Here is a 21,444-nt window from a genome sequence, read left to right as displayed (position 1 = left end):
CCGATCCTAAACAATTTATGTCAGATTGACCCAACTTCTCAGACAACACTAAAAACAGGGAATAAGGATTCGACACATGGCAAAAACACGAATTTTACCCGCAGCTGAAAATGCCCATCAGTACCCTCTTCTGATAAAGCAGTTACTGCTATCCGGGCCAAGGTATTCGCCCGATCAAGAAATTGTGTACGCCAACCACAGTAAGTACACCTACACGGATCTGGTTGAGCGGATTCATCGCCTCGCCAACGCTCTCACCGACGCGGGTGTAAAACCGGGTGACACCGTGGCAGTTATGGATTGGGACACTCCCCGCTATCTGGAGTGCTTTTTCGCCATTCCAATGATCGGTGCCATTTTACATACCATCAACGTGCGCCTGTCACCCGAACAGATTGTCTACACCATGAACCACGCCGAAGATGACGTGGTTCTGGTACACGATGATTTCCTGCCGATTCTGGAAGGTTTACAGAGCGAAATCACAACCGTTAAGACATACATCCAGCTTAGCGATGAAAAGACAGCCAAAGCCACGAAGCTCACCACCACTGGAGAGTACGAAGCACTACTAGCCGATGCAGCCACAAAATTCGACTTCCCGGATTTCGACGAGAACAGTGTGGCAACCACCTTCTACACCTCCGGCACAACCGGCAATCCCAAGGGTGTATTCTTCAGTCATCGCCAACTGGTGCTGCACACTCTGGCCATGACAGGCTCACTTGCGGCCTACGATGAGATGCCGCTGCTGCGCTCTTCGTCGGTCTATATGCCAGTAACGCCGATGTTCCACGTTCACGCCTGGGGCGTTCCTTATGCCGCCACCATGATGGGCATAAAGCAGGTCTACCCCGGCCGCTATGAGCCAGAGCTGTTGGTTGATCTGATCAAGGAACACAAGGTGTCTTTCTCCCACTGTGTTCCAACCATCATGCAGATGCTGATGGGCACCGACTCCATTAAAACCGCCGATCTGAGCAACTGGCAGGTGCTGATTGGTGGCAGTGCAATGACCAAGGGGTTGTGCGACGCCGCAGCCAAACTGGGCATTCGCATGTACACCGGCTACGGCATGTCAGAGACATGCCCATTGCTCAGTGCCACCCACCTAAAACCGGAAGAACTGGAACTGCCCCTGGAGCAGCAAACGGCCACACGGATCAAAACCGGCATTGCCGTCCCGATGGTGGAACTGGAAATTGTTGATCCTTCCGGCAACCCGGTGGCCCACGATGGTGTAGCCCAGGGTGAAGTCGTTGCCCGCGCCCCCTGGCTAACCCAAAGTTACTTCAAAGAACCTGCCAAAGGTGAAGAACTCTGGCAGGGCGGCTGGCTGCATACGGGGGACGTCGCCTCCATCGAACCAAACAATACCCTCACCATCAAGGATCGCATCAAGGATGTGATCAAAACAGGCGGCGAGTGGCTTTCATCCCTTGATCTGGAAAGTTTGATCAGCCAGCACCCTGCGGTGGCAGGTGCGGCCGTTGTAGGCATTCCCGATGAAAAATGGGGAGAAAGGCCCTATGCACTCATCACTCTCAAACCCGGTGTTCAGGCATCACTGGAAGATATACAGGCTCACCTTCAAAAACACGTCGAAAGCGGCGAGATCAACAAGTGGGCGATACCCCAACAGATGGATTTTGTTGAAGACATTCCAAAAACAAGTGTCGGCAAGATCAACAAAAAGCTGATTCGAGACCAACTGCAGTAATCCGGTTTAACACCCAAATGGCCCGTCAGGCTTTCCTGCGGGCCATTTTTGTTTTTCAACGTATAATCCCACGCCTCAAAACTTTCTCCTGCAAAAGAGCCTCACCGCTATGATGTCGAAACTGCGTAACTGGATAGCCAGCCCGAACGGCGTACGTAAGATAATGAATGTATACGGCCCCTATGCAGGCGCAGGCGTTAAAGTGATCCATATTGCGGATGACTACAGCTCAGCAACCGTCGAAATGAATCTGCGCTGGTACAACACCAACTACGTGGGTACGCACTTTGGAGGTTCGCTCTACAGTATGGTCGACCCTATGTATATGTTGCTGCTGATGAACAGCCTGGGGAATGACTACATAGTTTGGGACAAGTCTGCCTGTATCGATTTTATCCGCCCCGGCAAAGGCAAGGTGACCGCTCACTTTGAGCTGACTGGCGAACGCCTGGAGGAAATTCGTACAGCCACTGCGGGCGGCGATAAGTTTCTACCTGAGTGGGATGTAGACATTGTTGATGAAAAAGGCGAGTTGGTCGCCCGGGTTAACAAGGTTCTGTACGTCAGAAAGAAACGTTAAAGCCCTGAAAAGGTGAAATCCACTTCCGGTTTCCTACCATCAACAATATCCGCCAGAGCAGCCGCCGAGCCACAGGAATGGGTCCAACCCAGCGTTCCGTGGCCGGTATTCAAATACAGATTGGCAAAATGGCTTTTGCCCACGTAGGGCACATTGGAGGGGGTTGCTGGTCGCAGGCCTGTCCAGAACTCGGCCTGATCCCAATAACCCGCTTCAGGCATTATCTCTGCTGTTCTACGCACAATGGCACGACAGCGGGTGTAATTAAGATCGCGGGTATAGCCGCTCAGTTCGGCCGTTCCCGCAACGCGAATACGATCGCCAAGGCGCGAGTAAACCAGCTTGTACTCGTCATCTGTAAGGCTCACATTGAATGCAGCCTCGTCATTCTTCACCGGTACCGTTATGGAGTAGCCTTTGGCGGGATAGATGTTCAAGAACAACCCAAGCTGACGAGCTAGCACTGCACTGAAGCTTCCCAGGCTGAGTACATAGCTGTCCGCCCTCATGGTTTGGTGATGCCCATCCTTCAACACCTGAACGCCAAGAATTCGCTCTCCCGCGCGCTCGAAACCAAGAACGTCGGTTTGGTAGCAGAACTCCACACCGGCGTCCTGACACCGCTCCGCCAGTGCCTGGGTAAACTTGCGCGCATCACCGGATTCATCCTCAGGGGTATAGGTTGCACCCGCAATTTTGTGCTGGATATGACTAAGCGCTGGTTCGATTTCTACGGCTTTTTCCGCATCAATAATCTGTCGATCACACCCGAGATCGCACATGATTCGAGTTGGCTCAAGCGCGGCATCAAACTCTTCAGGATTGGTGTAAAAATGCAGAATACCCTTTTCTACCTGGTCGTATTCAAGCCCAGCCTCTTGGCGCAAAGCTTGTAACTGGCTGCGGCTGTATGTGCCAAGATTCACCATCTGGCGAATATTATGGGCGACTTTTGCAGATGTGCATTGCGTCAGAAAAGACAGGGCCCAGCGCCATTGGGCAGGATCCATCCTTGGGCGGAACAATAGGGGGGCATCCGCTTTAAACAGCCATTTCAGCACTTTTAACGGTGCGGAGGGGTTCGCCCAAGGTTCGGCGTGGGAAACAGAAATCTGCCCCCCGTTTGCATAACTGGTTTCCAGGCCTGCTTGGCCCTGCCGATCTACCACCGTCACCTGGTGTCCTTGCTTCTGCAAAAACCAGGCGGTGGTTGTTCCAACAACTCCCGCACCCAAAACCAGTATGTGCATGCCTGCCTCCTTTCAAAAAGAGTTCGTATCGATACCTTCAGCCGCCTGAACGCTTAACAATCCAGCCTTTTTGCTCCAGCAGGGGCACAAGCACATCCCGGTGGTCGCCCTGAATTTCCACTACCCCGTCTTTAACTGTGCCGCCCGTGCCGCACTTGGCCTTGAGTACTTTCGCGTAAGCTTTAAGCTCTTTGTCATCCATGGGGATACCCGTTACCAGAGTAACGCCTTTGCCTTTGCGCCCTTTGGTTTCACGACTCACTCGCACAACACCATCACCTTCAGGGCGTTGAGCCTCACGGCAAGTGCAGCCTGAAACCGGGTTTCGGCACTCGGGACACATCCGCCCCTGCTCGGTTGAAAATACCAACCCACCTGTAGATTGCTTAGCCATTTACCCTCCCTATGCAAGGCCCTTGAAGCTATGCCTCCATAGGGCCTTTGTATTTTTTAGTCCAGATCAGGAGGATACTTGGTGAACATCTCGGCAACCACTTCGTCAATGAGTTTTCCGCGTTTGTCAGGGGACTGCTTTTCATTGAGGTAACGGCGACTAGCTGCACGCCAAACAACTTCCTTCGAGCTTGTATCGACTAACTCAATCACCAGTTTGCCTTCTTTTACTTCACGCACCGGTGGCGGTGACGAAATCCCCCAACCAAAGTTACCGGTACCAAAGCCTAAACCCATGCCAACGCCAGATTGCTCGAGACGCTCCTCTTCTACAATCCGCCAGCTAACCAGCAGGTCGGCTTCCGGTTCTGCAACCTTGGTCATGGATTTAAGGTTCAACTCCCGCTCAACCGCACTCTGGACACGGCTTCCATCGAGAGAAATAAACGAGGGCTCGCCGGGGTTGGACACGAAGTCCCAGGTTGAATAATTGCTGAACGCCGCGGCGGAGTTGTAATCGGTAACCACATTGCTGGCGCACCCAGTTATTGCCAGTGCCACCAGTGCTGCCATCAGAATACGAGCCATTGCCTACCCCTTGGTTTCTTGGAATCCTGACATCAGTATACGCGCAAGACACTTGTCCGATGCATTTTTGCCGATTCATGTTTCGAAACTGTAATCCAATTTGTGTGCATCACAAAAGGCGCTAAAGGTATTAGCCTGATCTTCCGGAACAAGAACCCGCGCGGTGACAGAAGCACCATAAATAACTGATTCCAGTTCTACAGAATTAACATCACACCAATGCCGCAGTGGCTGTTCATCCGCAAACCCCATCACAACGTTGGCTGTGCTAAGCGGTTTGTGAAATACCCTGCCCACCTCCGAAAGCACACTCTCAGCAGCGCCTGCGTAGGCTCTCACCAGCCCTCCGGCGCCAAGTTTTATGCCACCGAAATACCGAATAACCATAACCAGAACGTCGCCCATATCCTTGTGCTGAATCACGTTGAGGATAGGCTTGCCTGCGGTACCGGAAGGCTCGCCATCATCGTTCATGGCGGCTTCCGCTGCAGAGCCTGGGCGACCTATCTGATAAGCCCAGCAGATATGACGGGCATCGGGATGGTCTTGATGGGCTTTTTCAAGCCAAACCTTCACTTCCTCCCGGGAAGCTACAGGCGCAATCCGGGCAATGAAGCGGCTTTTTTTGATTTCCGTCTCCCGCTCAAGGTAGCCGGCAGGAACGGGATAATCTTTTTTCATGGAATTGCCTGTAATTTTTTAATCCGCCGCAAATACGGGCAACCGGGCGACAACCTGCAAACCGGCATGTTCACTATTACGCGCGGTAATGTCGCCGTCGTGAGCCTGAATTATATCTTTGGCTATGGCCAAACCTAACCCCCAACCCTGGCCTCCCCGGGATTTATCAGCGCGAAAAAACGGCTCAAAGAGGTTTTCCAGAATGTCCCCTGCAACGCCGGGCCCCTCATCCTCAATCGTCAGGCTTATCCAACCTGAAGACAACGCCAAAGAAACATGGACGATCTTGCCTGGCGGCGTGTAGTCCAGAGCATTCTGCAGAATATTATCAAACGCCCGCTGCAACAGACCCGCATCACCCAGAACGGTCACACCGGTGCTCTCTGGCATTGAGACCAGCTTACAGGCCACCCGATGATGTTCTGCATAGTCTGCAGAATCCCGCAAAACCTGGTTCAGTAGATCCACCGGGCGCACCGGATCACGCGCGATACCGCCGCCCTCCTCTGTCACCCGATACAGAGTTAATATTTGCCCTGTCATGGTATCCAGGCGCTCATTCTGGCGCAGGATGCTGCCCATCAGTTCTTCCTCTACGCCGCCTTCGCTGGCCAGTTCAATCGCAATACGCTGACGCGCCAGCGGCGTTCGCAAGTCATGGGAAATATCCCTTAAAAGATGTTTCTGTCGATCCAGCAGGGTGCAAAGCTGATCCGTCATGGCATTAAACGCCGTCGCCAGCTGGCCCACTTCATCCCGCCTGGCCGCAATACGTTCGTTCACCCTTAACTGTGTATCACCCCCGGCAATCGCCTTCGCCGTAGACTCCATGTGCCGCATCGGCCGCGACACGTAACGCGCTATTAACCAACATGCAAGGGTGATCAGAATGAACGCCAAGCCTATTTCCAAAAAGCGGAAAACCCGAGGCTCCAACCACCCCTCTCCGTGCATTTTCGGCCAGGCAACCAAACGGTAGCCATCTCCAACGTCAACAATGGCAGGTTTTTGCCGATACCAACCCGAATCTATTCGCGAGCGAATAGCCGCAGGTAAACGGTTATCGTCATCCGCACTGATCATCATCAGATGCAGGCCCAGCTCATCCCCCTGCGCCCTGAGGAACCTATGTGCATCTCTACGCCCTCGGGTCTGCTGTATTGCAGACACTTCAAAACCAAGATCCCGTAACTCAAGTTGACGCTCGATGGCGGCACGCTCACGATCCAGCAACACACGGGAAGCCAGGCTACTCACGATGACCGTTACCACCATGGCCAGCCAGATCAGAACAAAAATCCGCCAAAACAACGGCACTATCAGACGAGATTGAAAGCGGGCGTTCATTCGGACACCCGATAGCTGTAGCCAAGACCGCGCACCGTTTCAATTCTTGGCGAATCGTCACTCCCAAGCTTTTTACGAAGATTGCTGATGTGCATATCCAGTGTCCGGTCAAAAGCTTCAAGGCGTCGCCCCAAAGCCCATTGCATAAGGTCGGTTTTTCGAACCACACTGCCCGCATGGGCCAGCAGCACCTGAAGAATTTCATACTCAGTGGCTGTTAAATCAAGCGCTTCATCATTTTGGTAAATGCGCCGGTGATTGGTCTCAATGCGCAAATCACCGTACCGCTGCTCAGCCTTCACCTCGGTCTTCTGATCCCAGGCGACCCGGCGCAGTATCGCTTGCAAACGAGCCACCAGCTCACGAGGGTTGCAAGGCTTTGGGATATAGTCATCCGCACCCACTTCAAAGCCAACAATTCGGTCCGTCTCGTCTCCCCTGGCTGTCAGCAAGACCACCGGCAGATGCGTTTGGGAGCGCAGTTCTCGCAGGACTTCAAGCCCATTGATATCTGGCAGCATAATATCCAGCACAACAATATCGCAGTGCTGCCCAAGCGCTAATGCCAAGCCATCTTTTCCATTGGCGGCTTCACGTACGGTAAACCCCTGGCCGCTCAAATAGCGAGCAAGCAACTCACGCAGTTCATCGTCATCCTCTACCAAAAGAACCCTGTTCTGCATTCTGACTCTCTGCCCGGTTTTGAACGCCTGATTTGCGCCTGAAGTGTTAGCTGAAGTCTATCACGGCCCCGAGAGTCTGCTGGCTCTGGCTTATGGTCCTTTGCAGAACCTTTACATGGCATTGACGCTCGTTTACCAAGCCGGGCGGTACCATGGCTGTCATACGAATCAACCTTCTGCTGAAAAGCAGCTAACAACGCGAGGAAACATCATGAGCAAACGTAAATCTTCAATTATTACTGCCGGCCTTCTGGCCTCAGCTCTGTTTGCAGCCAGCCCGGCCTTGATGGCAAGCAACTCGACTGGGAAACACGGGGGCGGCCACCACGGCAACCAGCGCGACATGACAGAAATGTGCGAAGACATGCGCGAAGGCAAGGGTCGCTTTGACCAAGCCGAGCGCCAGGCAGAAATGGCTGAGCGGCAAGAGGCCATGGCTGAGCGTCTGAAACTAACCGATAAACAGCGCGAAATCTGGAATGAAATTCACGAAGAAAATCGCCAGAAGCACGAAAAGCGCATGAAAAAAATGCAGGACAAAATGAAAAAGCGCTGTGACAACCTGAAGAAGTGATCACAAGCCGGGTTTTGACGTAAGGTAGGGGGAGCGATCAAGGAGTACGCCCCAACCATGTCAGAACCCGCAGTTTCTTCTATAACACTCGAGGCCTGTCATGCCCTGTCCGATATCCCCAGGGATACCTGGGAAAGGCTGGCAGGCACCGGCAACCCGTTTCTCCGGTACGAGTTTTTTGAAGCGCTGGAAAGCACCCGCTGCACCAGTGAAGCAACTGGCTGGAAGCCCAGCCATTTGATATTCCGCATGGGCGGCGAGATTGCCGGCGTTGCCCCGGCCTATCTGAAATCCCACTCCATGGGCGAGTATGTGTTCGACTGGGCCTGGGCAGATGCCTATCGGCGCTATGACATGGATTATTATCCGAAACTACTGATTGCCGTCCCGTTTACACCGTCCCAGGGACCACGGTTACTACTTGATCCACAGCTTCGCAGCGCTCTTGATGCCCAAAGTATTCACGACCTTTTTGACGCCCTTATCGCCAAACTTGGTGCTCACTCGTGGCATCTTTTGTTTCCGAACGAACAAGACCAGCAACTGCTCCAATACGAAACTCAGCTGCATCGAATAGGCTGCCAGTTCCACTGGCGCAACAAAGGCTATGGCAGTTTTGACGACTTTCTGGGCCAGCTCACCTCCCGCAAACGTAAATCCATTCGCAAAGAGCGACGCCAAGTAGCCGAGCAAGATATTACCTTTGCCCGATTTCATGGCCGAAACATATCCGACCAAGTTCTTGCAGCCTTCTATGTTTTCTATCAGGCCACCTACCTGAAACGCGGGCAACAACCTTACCTTACCCGGCTGTTCTTCGAGCAAATGCGCGAGACCATGCCAGAGCACCTGCATGTGATTGTGGCGGTTAAAGACGGTGAAATGATTGCAGGAGCATTGTTTCTAGCCGGGCAAAACACACTCTACGGCCGTTACTGGGGCTGCCTGGAAGAGTACAGCCATCTGCACTTTGAGACTTGCTACTACCAGGGCATTGAACTGGCTATCGAATTGGGCCTGCAAATGTTTGATGCAGGCGCGCAGGGGGAGCACAAGCTAGTGCGGGGGTTTGAGCCGGTGATCACCCACTCGTGGCATGGAATAGCCCACCCGGGCTTTCGGGATGCCATTGCGGCGTTTACCCGTGAAGAAGCAGAGCAGATTATGGGATATTACGAGGAGGCCGAAACGGCGCTGCCGTTTCGTCAAACCTCAAACCCATAACGTTAAGGTGAGGCAGCCTGAATAGTGGGCTGCCAGACGTTCGCCAAGACAAGTCAGAGGCCCTGAGCGCTGCATTTCCACACTTGCACAGTCGCTGCCAATGCACTCAGCCATTCACGGCGATACCAAGTCACTGAAATCGTAAAAATATGCTTTGCCTGGATCTATGTAAGAGGTGCCTGAGGTATAAGCGCCTATCAAGCCTTCGGTGCCATCAAGGGTGACTGCGTAGCCAAAACGATCGTCCTGGGAAGCCGGCTCGGCCCATAGTTTGTCTTGCTGATTCCATGCACCACCGGAGCGCGTAAACACATATGCCACACCTGATAGTCGGGCATAGGCATCTGCGAAACCCGCCCCAATCAAAATGGTGTCGTTGAGAATAGAAACCGAACTCCCGAATACATCGCGTGCTTCGCCATCGTTTGCAATCAACCGCTGGCTCTCGCTCCAAACACCCGCAACCCGATCGTAAACATAGGCCGAACCTTGCGACGTTTTGGTGCCGACGGTGCCTTGGCTTTGCCCTACCACAGCAGTTTCACCGGAGATAGAAACCGAGTAACCGAATAACGCCTTGCCCTCACTAACACCGACTGCCAGCATCTGATCATGGCTCCAGCTATTACCCGAGCGGGTAAACACATGGACCGCACCTTCTGCATTGTTACCACTGAGACGGGTAAAAGGCGCGCCAATCATGGCGGTGTCACCCTGGAGAGCGACTGCGTGGCCAAACTTTGCAATTTCAGGCTCAGAACCACCGATTGCAGTGAGTTTTGCCTGCTGGCTCCAGGAACTGCCTGTCCGGGTAAATGCATACGCAGCGCCCTGTAGCCCTGCACCATTTTTATAGTACCCACTCGCACCCACTAGTACGGTATCGCCCTCAATAGCGACCGCGCTACCGAAGCTCGCTCCCGGCTCTCGATCGCTTGCCACGAGTTTGGCCTGTTCGCTCCAGGCACTATTCGAGCGGGTGAACACATAGGCCGCGCCCCCGCCGTCAGCATTTCTCGCACCAACCACTATGGTGTCGCCATCAAGGGCAACGGAGGAGCCAAAATAATCAATAGCCGACTGGTCACTCGCTATAAGTTGCTGACTCTCGCTCCAAACACCGTTAACGCGAGTGAATACATACGCTGAACCAGCATCCCTGTTGCGACCAATTTCGGCGAACTCCGCCCCTATCACGGCAGTATCGCCGTCCATCGCGACCGAAACGCCGAAACTATCACCATCCGTGAGGTCGCTCGCGGATACCTTTTGCACCGTACTCGGTGACGCGATAATAGTTAAAGTCTGCGCTTTTGTATCCGTTTGGCTTGCACTGTCAGTCACCGTCAATTCAACGCTGTAATCCCCTGCAGAGGTGTAGGCGTGAGTTGCCTGTGCGCCATTGGCCATATTGCCGTCGCCAAACGTCCAGGCGTATACCAAGTCTGCACCCACCGAGCTGCCCGCGCTAAATGTCAGATTCTGATTCACTACTTGATCACCGCTGACATTAAAGGCTGCGGTTGGTGGCGCCGGCGTTGTTGAACCTTCTGTAATGGCCAGATCACGAGATTCAGTGTCGCTACGATTGCCTCTGTCTGTAACCGTAAGCACTGCCGTGTAGTTACCTGCATCCCCGTAAACATGTGTTGCCTGTGCGCCGGTGGCCGTATCACCATCGCCGAATTCCCAAGCGTAAGTCAGCGTATCGCCAGTTGAGGTATCTGCGTCAAACGACTGGGGGTCGCCGGCTTTGAGAGATCCGCTGAAAGTGAACGATGCAACAGGCAGAGGCGGCGCACCGGGAACCCAAACGGGGCTCAGACCCGTGGCGTTATCCGGTGGAACAACGCTATATGTTGCTTGCATATTGGCACGTGCGGTGGCGAGCAAGTCTGGATGATCCGCTGCCGCCTGCTTAATTTCGTCGAATTTGATTTGCCCAACACCGTTGATCTGACCGTCATCTGCAAAATCTTCAGCAATCGCATCGATCCCGGCCTGGTCTACACCTGCAGTCAATGTCGCTGCAGAGAACAGTAACAAGTTCGCACTGTCACTCTGGTGTGCAGTGCTTCCGTTGTCCTCGTGAAGATCAAGTGAGGTTGGGGCCGCACTAATGCCTATGATGGCGTTCAAGTCGCCACGTGCCTGAGCGCGAGCGTTGCCAAAATCAGCACCAGCAGCCATTAGCGTCTGGGTACGTGCCGCAGCAAAGTGGGTAAACAGGTTCACGTTGGCACTGGCATCATCCGGCAATGTGATGGCGGCATGGAGTGTGGCGCTATCGCTGGTGAAATTGTTGACAACCTCATTAAAAAACACACCCGTCATTTCAAGTTGGGTCGGGCCCGCCCAGTCGGCGTCCGTAAGACTAAAACCACCATTGGACGCTATATCACCCGAAACAGAAGCACTGCCAAGCGAACCGTCGGCTTGTAGCTGAATGGCCGTCGCAGTGCCGCCAGCCTGAAATGGCCCTTTTTGAGCACTGCCCGACATAGGGGTAGCAGTGGTGGGATTTTGATCATCAGTGTCGTTGCCATCGCTACTTCCGCCACAGGCGATAAGTCCTAGCGAAGCAACTACAGCAATCAACACACCGCGCGCACCTCCCATCACGGACGCCGTTGCATGGCTGCTCTTAGAGTCGACTATTTCGGACATCCCAACCTCTCCCTGTCGTTTCTGATCACTCTATTAATTGCAAAGAGTGTTCATTATTAACCTGTATATTTAATGCTCGAAATTAGCAGTGTCAATTTAAGCTGTATATCCCCCAAATGAGTGATACCGGTGTAAATGCGACGCTTTACAACCTTTTTCAGCTAGTTATTCGTCCGCCACAGAGTCAGGCGTCTAGGCCCGTCCTTCTCTTAAATAAGCAGAATAACTGCGCAACAACTACAATAAGTTCTGGTTTGTATGAGGTAATCAACGTGTCACGGATTTTATTTACATTGATTTCAATATCGCTGTGGGCAGCGCTGCCCGGCTGCGCATCCACGAAAGCGGATCGAAGCGTTGTTGAAACAAAGCAGCCCGATGAAGGAACTCCCCAATTTTCGACCTGGAGCTCGCGCCGTGTCGCATGGCTGGAGCGCGGAGACCCACAAGGTTTTCCCGTACTTTATGCCCATGGCAACCCTGGATCCCGCTTGGAGCTATTGTTTTTGGATGCCAAAGCCAAGGATTACGGAATCCGCCTGATCGTTATGGACCGGCCAGGAATAGGGGCATCCAGTTTCGTCTCGAATTATGGCTTGCTGGACTTTGCCGCTGACATGGAAAAACTGGCGGATGAAAAGGGGCTGGACGAGTTTGGTTTAATGGGCTGGTCCAGTGGCGGTCCACCTGTGCTGGCGACGGCTTACTATTTGCCCCAGCGCGTTCGCTTTGCCATCTCGATATCCGGATACACCAACTTCGGCGAGTACGATAAGGCTCTCCAGGCGATGAGTGACTATGGGTTACGTGGCCCTGAGTTGTCAGAAGAGCATCCCGCGCTGTTCAAGCAAGCACTCAAAGTAGCCCGCTGGGCGGACCTGACTCTACCGGGTGCCTATATGGCCGTCGCAGAAGCCGAGATGCCCGCTTCAGACCAAGCTCTCCTTGATGACAAGGCGCGCTCTGAGCTGTTTGTGCGCAACCAACAGGAAGCATTGGTGCAGGGAGTGAAAGGTGCTATTCAGGACCTCGAAGTGCAATGGGCTGCCTGGCCTTTTCATCTGGCAGATATTCAGGTGCCGGTGCATATCTATCAGGGAGAGAAAGATACCTTTGTCCCTGTAGAATTTGCACGGCACCTTGCTCAGGAAATACCCAACGCATCACTGATCATACTGCCTGAAAGCGGGCATCTGTTACCCCTCGATCAACCGTTTATGGACCAGGTGTTCACGGAGATTCAGCACTATATGGAAAACTAAGACTGCTCCGCAGAGCATCGATGCCGCTTGGACAAACATCATCACAAGCGGCATTGCTCAGACAACAGTCTTTTAATGGAAGGGGAACAGGTAGTTAACCCAAGAAGACATCCGCAAGAGTATTTTCCGCATGATCGCTACGTGATGAAAATGCTCGCTATAAACCGCACTTTGCCCAAAGGCACCACCAGGCACTGTGCCAACATACTGCTGGAAATCTGGATCCGTAATTTCAATCAACACCGGTATCCGCCCCGGATGAACTGCTGCCAATGGGTTAATCAAGTTACCGCTTGCCTGAACCTGGCCTTCGGCCAGTGCCGGTAATACGCTTTTCACCCTGCCGGAAAATACTTGGCCGGGAAGCCCGTTCAGAGCCACCTCCGCCTCATTGCCCGCCTGCAAGCGCAACAGGCTGTTCTGGCGATACCATCCTACAAAATACAAGTCTTCCGCATGCACAAATACCATGACAGGCCGCAGTGGCAGAGAGACTGCCATCATGCCGGGCCTCAGAGCCAGCTGTGCCACGTAGCCATCGGTTGGCGCCCGGACAACGGTCTCGCTCAGGTTAAATTCCGCTTCAGCGAGTTGAGCTTGTAATGTGTCTGCTTGCGCAGTACTGAGGTCGGCTGCGCGCTGACTGCCAGCTCCGCGCCTTACCAACTCCAGCGCCCGCTTTTGGTCAACCTTAGCGGATTTTAACTGTGCACGAATCGAGTCAACCTTGAACTGAAAGGGCTCGGGGTCGATCACGAAAAGCACGTCGTCCTTTTTTACCTTCACGCCACCCTGAACTTTGACCTCAATTACTCGGCCGCTAACGGTTGGCACAATGGGTGTGGTAACAAAGTAATCGCGACTTGCTTCGGAAAACGGATGATTATAATTCATGCTGAAAATCAGCCCGCCAATCAAAACAACACCACCCAATACCGCGGTAGGTACCGTCCACTTGTTCAACGGGATTCTGAAAATCTTAAAAATAGCAATGCACAGCGCGGTATAGGTAAGAACTAGCAAAAGATCCATTAGCGTTCATCTCCCGCTGGCTGGTTAGCAGACTGCTGTAACTGCGCAACCTGCGCACTCAGTTCGGATACTTGAGCTTTGAGCCCGGCAATAGACGCATCCGTTGTGCTGGCTGCTTCCGTTTCAGGGTCGGCTTGTGCTACCGCGGCACGTTTGTTAAAGCCCCACCCCCTGTCCTCTCTGTAGAGGGTTGCCCATATCCACAAAAAGGGCCAAATAACATGCAGCGTTAACAAACTGATCCACCCGGCTACATGAATGGCGTCAGCGTGGGGGTGATGTCGCTTTTCAGCAATATCGTAGGGAATATCGTGAATTACGATGATTCCGTAAAAGACGGTTATGGCGGCAAAAATCAAAATGCCGAGTGCGATGTAATCAAGCATGGCCGGACGGCCTCCGAAGCGTAAAGATTTGTTAATGATCCGGGCATCACAATAGCGGCAAAAGCCAAACGCAACAAACTGAAACTGCAGCTTATTTCGATAAATGTTCACCAGATCATAAATTCAATCGCCCCCCCGCTTGTGAAAAAGGTGCGCACTGGGCATCCCCCGTTTGAGTGATACCCCTCTCTGATGCAGGCGCCCACAATAAGGTTGACCAACTGCCGCCAGCAGCTACGCCAGCGACACGCTGAATCACAAACGCTGGCCGGCAGACGGGCTTTCGACCGACACAACAAGATCACATAGTGGTGATAGGAGATATGGAATGTCTAACTCGATCAAATTGGAGCATAGCCAGGCTCTGGCTACGCCTTTTTCCCAACTACGCACCTTGTTGGTTGCCGGTGTTGCGGCACTAGGGCTTGCGGCCTGTGGCGGCGGAGGTGACGGCGACGACGGAGGCGGAGGCGGAGGCAATCCAAATTACGGTGGCCCCAGCACCACCGACAATATTCCAACAACGACCAATCTGGCGGAGTTATACGGGCTGACTACCGACGCTAACCAGGAGCACCGCCTATTCTACATCGATGCATCTGACCACAGTGGTCAAACAGGCCCCAATCAGCCTGCCGGGGCTTGGCTAATGGCCTACGACCCAGCGCTCAAAACCAACCACACAATTGACCCAAAGCTTGCAGGTGTCGGCTCCGTAAACAGCGCCGTTTCTCCACTCGCGCTTCACCAAGCAACTATTGACACGAACACTGGCGAAGTCGAGCACTACCAAGTAACTGGCGTGACCTATGTTCAGGAAGAGGAGTATCAATACCTACCCGGATTCCCCATGCCGTCAGCCCTTATGAGAGTTGGTGTGTCGGTGGGTAGCATGCCGGAACAAGTCACTAATGAAAGCGGCCAATCTGCAGACTTGGGATTTGCAGTAGCTCACCAGATAGTGTCCTTCAACCTGGATGACGCCAACCGGACACAGTATGTATTTCCCGCTAAAAACTCATCGATGTCCAGCAGGCAGTACCGCCTCACCTCGCTTGATGCGGACTCGAGCACGCCGGTTCAGGATTTCGGTGCCGGTTTTAATGTTCAAGCACCCTTGTTCGAAACCCAGGGTGCCAAAGCCGGCAGCGCATATGGCTGGATCGTCGCCGATCTGAACCAGAACGACTGCCTGGCATTCGTATCTGGCACCAATCTAATGAATGCCACCTGCATTCCCAACAATGATGGCACTGGCCCAGTAATATTCAGTCAGGATGATAGTGACAACACATTCAATTATATTGCCGGTGTTTACCACTTAAACAACGGTGCGGTTCTGGCGCTTCCTGAGGTGAACCAGAATAGTTCCTCGTTGGAAGTGACTACCACACTCTGGTTTTATGAGCATAGTTCAGGAAAGTTGCACCTCCTCAAGAATGCTAATGGAGACAATCTGGTAACCACTGCTCTTCCCATGTTCGGGCCAAATGAAGCCGGACGCACCGTTAGTAAAGGCGGCGAAACACTGTATTTGGCAGCCAGTGACGGCGGTATTGGCAGCCTGCTTGGAGGGGGCGGAGCTCCGAATCCATCGGATATTGAAGCGCACGCATCCTTAATCAAGATCACCACAACCGCTGGCAACGTGGGCTGGGAAGCTGTGTACCACGAGGGTGGCAAGCTAATGGAAGACAAGGAAGCGAACCTTGGTGACTTCCTGGTCGATGCAGGCACTCATTTTATCTGGGAAATAAACGAACGTTTAATCGCCATTTCTCTGGATGGTCAAAGCGAAGTGCTGCTGGATGGCCGGAGCAACAATGGCGGTAACTTATTGAATGGTGCTTTTAGTACTCCCGTGAGCGTCGTCAGCCAACAGGAATGGTTCTTCTACAATCGCGAGGCCAACAGTTCTGTCTATGCCACAGCCATCAAGACGGATGGCAGCAAGCGCGTGGAGCTAAAGGACTGCACTTGGATTGGAGCATCCACTTCTGGCAAAGCAAACTATACCGGAGGAAACTTCAGCAGCCTTGAGCCAAGTGAAGTATTCATGGCCTGCAGCAGAAAGCTCATTGCTGCCGTAGATGCCAACAACCCAGAAGCTGGCCGAGTGATATTAGGCCGCCTGTCAGAAACGGCTGAGAGTATCTCCATGGGGCGCTCCGCACCGGGGCCGCATCGTTTGATACAAGTAACCTATGAAGATGACAACGATGACCGATACGAAGTTATCTACGTGAATACTCGTGAAAACAACTCACTCACACATATCATGGACAACCCGACGAGTGAAAGCAGCGCAGGTGGCCTGGGGTGGATGACAGCACCTGTCGACGGTTTCTGATTCCAACCTTTTCAGGTAGGCCTTCGGGCCTACCGACTCCCCGCCCACCTTCCAAAAAAACTGGCATCCGCAGGCGAGCACCAAGTATTCTGTTTATCACTTACCCAGCGCAAAACAGGCTCGCCCATGCTCTTCCACTACAAAAAAAGCCAAACCCGACAAGCCGTAAGTGTTGCCCTCAATATACTGGCGATACCCGTTATTCTCTTTATGTTTCAACACTTTTTTAAAGACCAGCCAAACTTCGAAGAAATATTCGATATGGTTGAGAAAGGAGCTATTGCTGTAGCAGTCGTCCTGGCCGTAATTCTGGCTTGGCTGCTGAAAAGAAGGGACAAATTCGAAATCTACGTTACGGAAAAGGAATTCTATAGCCATCACCCTATTTTTGAGGAGTGGTGCTTCAGAATCCGTCCTCTGGATATTGTAGCCATCGAGCACAAGCTGAATATTGGCTCAGGCTATATGACCAACATAAACGTGCAAATGAAAAACGGGGAAGTCCACCAACTGTGCATGAACTACCCCTATTCTCGAAAGAACTTATACGGTGCACTTAAACAGGTTAACCCAAAAATCCAGCTTCCAAGCAACGCCAACACGTTCAATCACAAGCGGAACAGGAAGTAACGGCCACATCAGGTCAGGATTTGGCAAATTCCAGGTACCGGCTCGCAGCCTGCTGCTTCTCATTCTGGCTACTCAGCAGTTCAAGGCGTAGCCGGTCAATAATGCTCATGTACTCATCCAGCGGTGAGTCCGATTTACCTAAATCCTTGGTTTCCTCAATAAATGCTTTCTGCTTCTCTCGCAATTCATTGAGTTTTTCCAGCGCGCCGCGAATGGCCTCTATTCTGGCTCCCTCAAGCCCGCCGACCTCACCCATATTTCCGTCACGGCCACTGCCACCCCCACCCTCAAGACGCTGCTGTGTCGGAGGAACGTCCACAGAATTTTGCTCAGACAGATTGATTTCTTCGAGTGTGCGCACGTCACCATCGGTGGTCAGGTAGATACCTGAAGCCTGAATTTCTCCCAACGGCACGCCCTGGCTGTTGGTCAGAGTGAAATTATCTTCTGCGCTGCCAACATAAAGCGCCTTCACGCCCACTTCGTTAAGGGACCTCAAGGTCTGCTCGCCATCTGCTCCCTGCACCCAAACAGACAAAGAGGAAAACACCTCGTCGTTGGCATCAATCCAAAGATTGCCGTCATCATCGTAGTTAGCGAGTTCACTGAACCCGGAGCCACTTTGGGGGCCAAACAGTTCGGTGCCGTCATCCACCTTTCCGTTGCCATTGCGATCAAATACCAGGTAGCCGCTACCACTGTCGAGAGCGGCAAACTGCCCGGTTTTCCCATTACCTTCCAGATCAAACTCGAACAAGGTGTCGGTGAGCTTCGCCGTGGTGTTGCCAAAGTTGATCACCAAAGGGTCTGTCATCGGGCGCTCTTCGATGCGCAGGCTTTCGGAGTATTCATAGGTTCTGGATTGCGACTGGCGAAGTGACAAGGTGAAATCGATGGTTTCGCCATTTTCCAAAGAAATGCTGCCGGATGATGTAAATGAACGGGATTCGCTCTCGGAGTAGAACATATAGCGGCTGGCCTCAACCGTCATGCTGCCTTTGGCTTCTCCGGCTTCACCACCCAGGGCGGCGCGGCTAATACTGATGGCCTGTTGCCCACGAAGCATCAGTTCTGTGGTTTTCTCAGCCAGCTGGGCGCTGGTGAACACGCCATCGCGATCGCCACCACTGACTGTGCTGGAACTACTGAAACCCAATCGCTCCTGGCTTGTGTATCTGTAGGCCGCATCGCGTATAACATTCAGCTGTGCGTTGCCAGCCGAATTGCCATTGCCAGCACCGGGCAATCGCTGCTGGTTAATCCGAAGCTGGCTCTGATCAAAGGCCGTTGTGTGGCGGGAATTTTCCTGCAAGAACGAAATCTGGCTGGACACAATCATGGCGCGGGCTTGCCTCCAAGTTCATTAGTCACCTACTGGCTTAACGGCTCAGGTGAAATGAACTTGAATGAATTTTGTGCAAACTGGCGAATGTGCCGCCGGTGAAGCCAAAGCAGATTACTCTATAAGCTATACCGCACCAGCGCTGCCGCCAGAATACCCGCCGCAATCGCAGGCAGTGGCTTCTTGAGAGTTAGCATAACAACAGCCGTTACGGCGAGCGCCGCAAGCGCTCCGGCATCGCCACCAAACGCCATAGGCACAATGATGGCAATCAGCACAGAGCTGGCCATGGTATTGATGAAGCTCTCAATACGAGGGCTTATGCGCACGAAGGACATGATAAACACACCGCCGAACCGGGTTGCCAGTGTAACCAGGGTCATAATCAGTATGAGTGCAAGAACGCCGCCAGTGGTGGTTTCGATGGTCATGTGGAGGCCCCCTCTGCCGGCTCTTCTTCAGGTTTCTTTTCAAGCCAAAAATACCCAACAACTCCGCCGGCAAGAGCTCCGGCCACCACATGAGTGTTAGCAGGCAACCATTTCCAGGCTGCCAGTGAAGCAACAGCCGCCAGCGTCCAGGCCACCAGCACTCGCGGGTTCTTTTTGCCGCCCAGAGCCATGGCCAGCAGGAAGCATCCCAGTACCATGTCCATCCCCAGGCTTTTCGGGTTTTGCAAAAGCCCCCCGAAATACACGCCTAGCCAGGTGCCAACAATCCAGGCAAGCCACAACACCAGGCCACCCCCGAGAATCACCTCAAGATTGCGCTTGCCACTTTGGTATTCCTGAGCAGATACGGCCCAGTTAGCATCGGTGAGGAGCAATAAAATGCCATACCGCTTAGCGGGGGTAACGTCTTTCAACATTGGATAAAGCGACGCACCCATCAACAGGTGGCGAGAGTTTATGGCAAACACAACAACCATAACGGGGATGACCGAAACCTCAGCCCCCCACATATCAATGGCTGCAAATTGTGACGCACCCGCAAAAACCAGCGTGCTCATCAACAACGATTCGATCGGCCCCAACCCCTCTTGCACGGCGGCAAGACCAAAAGCAGCACCAAATGCCACAACAAACAATGAAATAGGGAGCATGCGAATCAGTTCGGAACGAACCTTCGCGGGCTGAAACTGGTAGGGATATGCGGCATTTTTCATCTACGCAAGCTAAGGAAATTTACGTGCCGGGCGTATCAGTAGTTTCCGCAGGTGTGAGTTGTTGATCTGACAGGAAGTTTTGCACATGCAACTAATATTTCACCATGGATTAGATAATGCCACGCCGCTTTTCGAATTGACGTTAACGTCAACAGCGATTAGTTTAGCTTTAGCTCGGCCTCATAAGGGCTACCCCCTGAGAGGGGTCCGGGCACCTGAAATCAAAACCGCCGGCCACAAGCCGGACGACAAAAACAACACTGCCACTGCCGCCGAGATCCGGCCACGTGGAGAGGATTTCAACATGCCAATATCAGCACGTCTTCGAGACGTCATGTGCAGTGCACATTTGTTCCTACCTGCTAAGATAGTCGCCTTTAGTTTCCGCAACTTAGCGCCCGCTCGGGCCAAGGAAGAGAGGTGATCCCATGACTGTATTCAGCCATCCCGAATTTGATAACCACGAACACCTGTCTTTTTTCTGTGACCCGGAAACCGGGCTCAAAGCCATTGTTGCCATACACAACACCTCCCGTGGCCCGGCTCTCGGTGGTTGCAGGATGTTCCCCTACGCCAGCGATGAAGAAGCCTTACGCGATGTTCTGCGCCTTTCGCGGGGCATGACCTACAAGTCCGCGCTTGCCAATCTTGATCTGGGCGGCGGCAAGTCCGTCATTATTGGCGACCCGCGCAAGCAAAAAAGCGAAGCCTTGCTGGAAGCCATGGGTAAGCATCTGGAAGGTCTTGGTGGCCAGTACATTGCTGCTGAAGATTCTGGCACCAGCGTGCCCGATCTCAAAGTGATGGGTAGGCACACCAAACACGTTGCCGGCATTGTTGAGCACATGGGTTTTGATGGTCTGCCCAGTAACGGAGACCCTTCTCCAACCACAGCCTATGGCGTGTTTGTTGGTCTGAAAGCAGCGGTAAAGCACAAGCTCGGCCGTGAGGACCTGACTGGTTTGAAAGTTGCCGTTCAAGGCGTGGGCAACGTGGGCTACCGCCTGGCCCAGCATTTGAAAGAGGCGGGTGCAGAACTCTGGGTGTACGATATTCACCAGGAAAATATGCAACGTGCCGTAGACGAACTCGGCGCCCATGCAGCAACGGCCGAGGACATTCTGTTCCTGCCAGTCGATGTAGTAGCGCCCTGCGCCATGGGTGCAGTATTGAACGACGACAGTATCCCCCGGCTGCAAGCAACGGTTATTGCGGGTGCGGCCAACAACCTCCTGCAACGCCCGGATCATGATCAGGCACTTACGGATCGCGGCATCCTCTATGCGCCGGATTTCGCAATTAACGCAGGTGGCATCATAGATGTGTTCTGTGAGCGCACCGGAGCCTCTTCAGAAGAAGTGCGAGCTCACGTAGAAGGCATTGGTCGGACGCTTTCAGAGATCTTCAAACGCTCTGACAGCAGCGGCATTCCCACCGGAGCGGTTGCCAACACCTTGGCAGAAGAGCGTTTCCGGAAACGCGCAAGCGCGGTTCAAACACCGAGCGAGCAGTTTGCCGGTGCCTGAATAGTCGTAGACATTTTTAACGGGGCCTTATGCAACTCCGGGCC

At 53.1% G+C, this 21,444-nt stretch carries 20 protein-coding genes; 8 read left to right on the top strand and 12 right to left on the bottom strand.

Going from position 1 to position 21,444, the window contains the following annotated elements; translation table 11 throughout:
* Positions 1 to 76: 76 nt before the first annotated feature.
* A complete protein-coding gene (locus RG807_RS12215) occupies positions 77 to 1,720 on the top strand; it encodes a fatty acid--CoA ligase (RefSeq protein ID WP_309045121.1) in 1,644 nt (547 codons plus the stop codon).
* A 109-nt stretch (positions 1,721 to 1,829) separates the two neighbouring features.
* On the top strand, positions 1,830 to 2,300 hold the full coding sequence (locus RG807_RS12210; protein ID WP_309045120.1) for a DUF4442 domain-containing protein: 471 nt from the start codon (positions 1,830 to 1,832) through the stop codon (positions 2,298 to 2,300).
* Here RG807_RS12210 and RG807_RS12205 read toward each other — a convergent pair.
* From RG807_RS12205 to RG807_RS12180, 6 genes are all read right to left on the bottom strand, one after another.
* Positions 2,297 to 3,550, bottom strand: coding sequence for a D-amino acid dehydrogenase (locus tag RG807_RS12205; protein WP_309045119.1), 1,254 nt, complete (start codon positions 3,548 to 3,550; stop codon positions 2,297 to 2,299). The two genes, RG807_RS12210 and RG807_RS12205, sit on opposite strands and share 4 nt — an antisense overlap.
* 37 nt (positions 3,551 to 3,587) lie before the next feature.
* Positions 3,588 to 3,944, bottom strand: a complete 357-nt coding sequence (locus RG807_RS12200; RefSeq protein WP_309045118.1) for a translation initiation factor Sui1 — start codon at positions 3,942 to 3,944, stop codon at positions 3,588 to 3,590.
* 56 nt (positions 3,945 to 4,000) lie between these two features.
* The gene (locus RG807_RS12195; RefSeq protein WP_309045117.1) at positions 4,001 to 4,531 is read right to left on the bottom strand and encodes a DUF4136 domain-containing protein; all 531 of its coding nucleotides are present in this window, start codon (positions 4,529 to 4,531) and stop codon (positions 4,001 to 4,003) included.
* A 75-nt stretch (positions 4,532 to 4,606) separates the two neighbouring features.
* Positions 4,607 to 5,212, bottom strand: a complete 606-nt coding sequence (locus tag RG807_RS12190; protein WP_309045116.1) for a YigZ family protein — start codon at positions 5,210 to 5,212, stop codon at positions 4,607 to 4,609.
* Between the two features lie 18 nt (positions 5,213 to 5,230).
* Positions 5,231 to 6,559, bottom strand: a complete 1,329-nt coding sequence (locus tag RG807_RS12185; protein ID WP_309045115.1) for a sensor histidine kinase — start codon at positions 6,557 to 6,559, stop codon at positions 5,231 to 5,233.
* Entirely contained in the window at positions 6,556 to 7,242 is a 687-nt protein-coding gene (locus tag RG807_RS12180) for a response regulator transcription factor (protein WP_309045114.1), read from the bottom strand. Before RG807_RS12180 ends, RG807_RS12185 begins: the two co-directional genes overlap by 4 nt.
* A gap of 211 nt (positions 7,243 to 7,453) precedes the next feature.
* On the opposite strand from RG807_RS12180, the gene RG807_RS12175 reads away from it, so the two are divergent.
* Together RG807_RS12175 and RG807_RS12170 are read left to right on the top strand one after the other, a co-directional pair.
* Complete coding sequence (locus RG807_RS12175; RefSeq protein ID WP_309045113.1) at positions 7,454 to 7,816, top strand: Spy/CpxP family protein refolding chaperone; 363 nt, start codon at positions 7,454 to 7,456, stop codon at positions 7,814 to 7,816.
* A gap of 57 nt (positions 7,817 to 7,873) precedes the next feature.
* Complete coding sequence (locus RG807_RS12170) at positions 7,874 to 9,040, top strand: GNAT family N-acetyltransferase (RefSeq protein ID WP_309045112.1); 1,167 nt, start codon at positions 7,874 to 7,876, stop codon at positions 9,038 to 9,040.
* 114 nt (positions 9,041 to 9,154) lie between these two features.
* On the opposite strand, the gene RG807_RS12165 is transcribed toward RG807_RS12170, so the two are convergent.
* Positions 9,155 to 11,707: a PKD domain-containing protein gene (locus RG807_RS12165; protein ID WP_309045111.1), complete on the bottom strand. Its 2,553-nt coding sequence runs from the start codon at positions 11,705 to 11,707 to the stop codon at positions 9,155 to 9,157.
* 116 nt (positions 11,708 to 11,823) lie between these two features.
* Here RG807_RS12165 and RG807_RS12160 point away from each other — a divergent pair, with 116 nt between their 5' ends.
* Positions 11,824 to 12,969, top strand: coding sequence for an alpha/beta fold hydrolase (locus RG807_RS12160; protein WP_309045110.1), 1,146 nt, complete (start codon positions 11,824 to 11,826; stop codon positions 12,967 to 12,969).
* Between the two features lie 72 nt (positions 12,970 to 13,041).
* On the opposite strand, the gene RG807_RS12155 is transcribed toward RG807_RS12160, so the two are convergent.
* A complete protein-coding gene (locus RG807_RS12155; protein WP_309045109.1) occupies positions 13,042 to 14,001 on the bottom strand; it encodes an HlyD family secretion protein in 960 nt (319 codons plus the stop codon).
* Positions 14,001 to 14,387 carry a DUF3302 domain-containing protein gene (locus tag RG807_RS12150; RefSeq protein ID WP_309045108.1) on the bottom strand — a complete coding sequence of 129 codons (387 nt, stop codon included), beginning with the start codon at positions 14,385 to 14,387 and terminating at the stop codon, positions 14,001 to 14,003. The genes RG807_RS12155 and RG807_RS12150 overlap by 1 nt, the downstream gene beginning before the upstream one ends.
* A gap of 328 nt (positions 14,388 to 14,715) precedes the next feature.
* On the opposite strand from RG807_RS12150, the gene RG807_RS12145 reads away from it, so the two are divergent.
* Positions 14,716 to 16,737, top strand: a complete 2,022-nt coding sequence (locus RG807_RS12145; protein WP_309045107.1) for a hypothetical protein — start codon at positions 14,716 to 14,718, stop codon at positions 16,735 to 16,737.
* A gap of 126 nt (positions 16,738 to 16,863) precedes the next feature.
* Positions 16,864 to 17,367, top strand: coding sequence for a hypothetical protein (locus RG807_RS12140; protein ID WP_309045106.1), 504 nt, complete (start codon positions 16,864 to 16,866; stop codon positions 17,365 to 17,367).
* A gap of 13 nt (positions 17,368 to 17,380) precedes the next feature.
* Here RG807_RS12140 and RG807_RS12135 read toward each other — a convergent pair whose 3' ends face one another.
* From RG807_RS12135 to RG807_RS12125, 3 genes are all read right to left on the bottom strand, one after another.
* Complete coding sequence (locus RG807_RS12135) at positions 17,381 to 18,706, bottom strand: SPM autocatalytic domain-containing protein (protein WP_309045105.1); 1,326 nt, start codon at positions 18,704 to 18,706, stop codon at positions 17,381 to 17,383.
* 122 nt (positions 18,707 to 18,828) lie between these two features.
* Complete coding sequence (locus tag RG807_RS12130; RefSeq protein ID WP_309045104.1) at positions 18,829 to 19,140, bottom strand: AzlD family protein; 312 nt, start codon at positions 19,138 to 19,140, stop codon at positions 18,829 to 18,831.
* Positions 19,137 to 19,874, bottom strand: coding sequence for an AzlC family ABC transporter permease (locus tag RG807_RS12125; RefSeq protein ID WP_309045103.1), 738 nt, complete (start codon positions 19,872 to 19,874; stop codon positions 19,137 to 19,139). The genes RG807_RS12130 and RG807_RS12125 overlap by 4 nt, the downstream gene beginning before the upstream one ends.
* Before the next feature lie 428 nt (positions 19,875 to 20,302).
* On the opposite strand from RG807_RS12125, the gene RG807_RS12120 reads away from it, so the two are divergent.
* Positions 20,303 to 21,400, top strand: coding sequence for a Leu/Phe/Val dehydrogenase (locus RG807_RS12120; RefSeq protein WP_298448587.1), 1,098 nt, complete (start codon positions 20,303 to 20,305; stop codon positions 21,398 to 21,400).
* The last annotated feature ends 44 nt before the right edge of the window (positions 21,401 to 21,444 follow it).

Source organism: Marinobacter sediminicola, assembly GCF_031157525.1.
Classification (GTDB): domain Bacteria; phylum Pseudomonadota; class Gammaproteobacteria; order Pseudomonadales; family Oleiphilaceae; genus Marinobacter; species Marinobacter sediminicola.
This window is presented reverse-complemented; position numbering and strand designations above follow the sequence as displayed.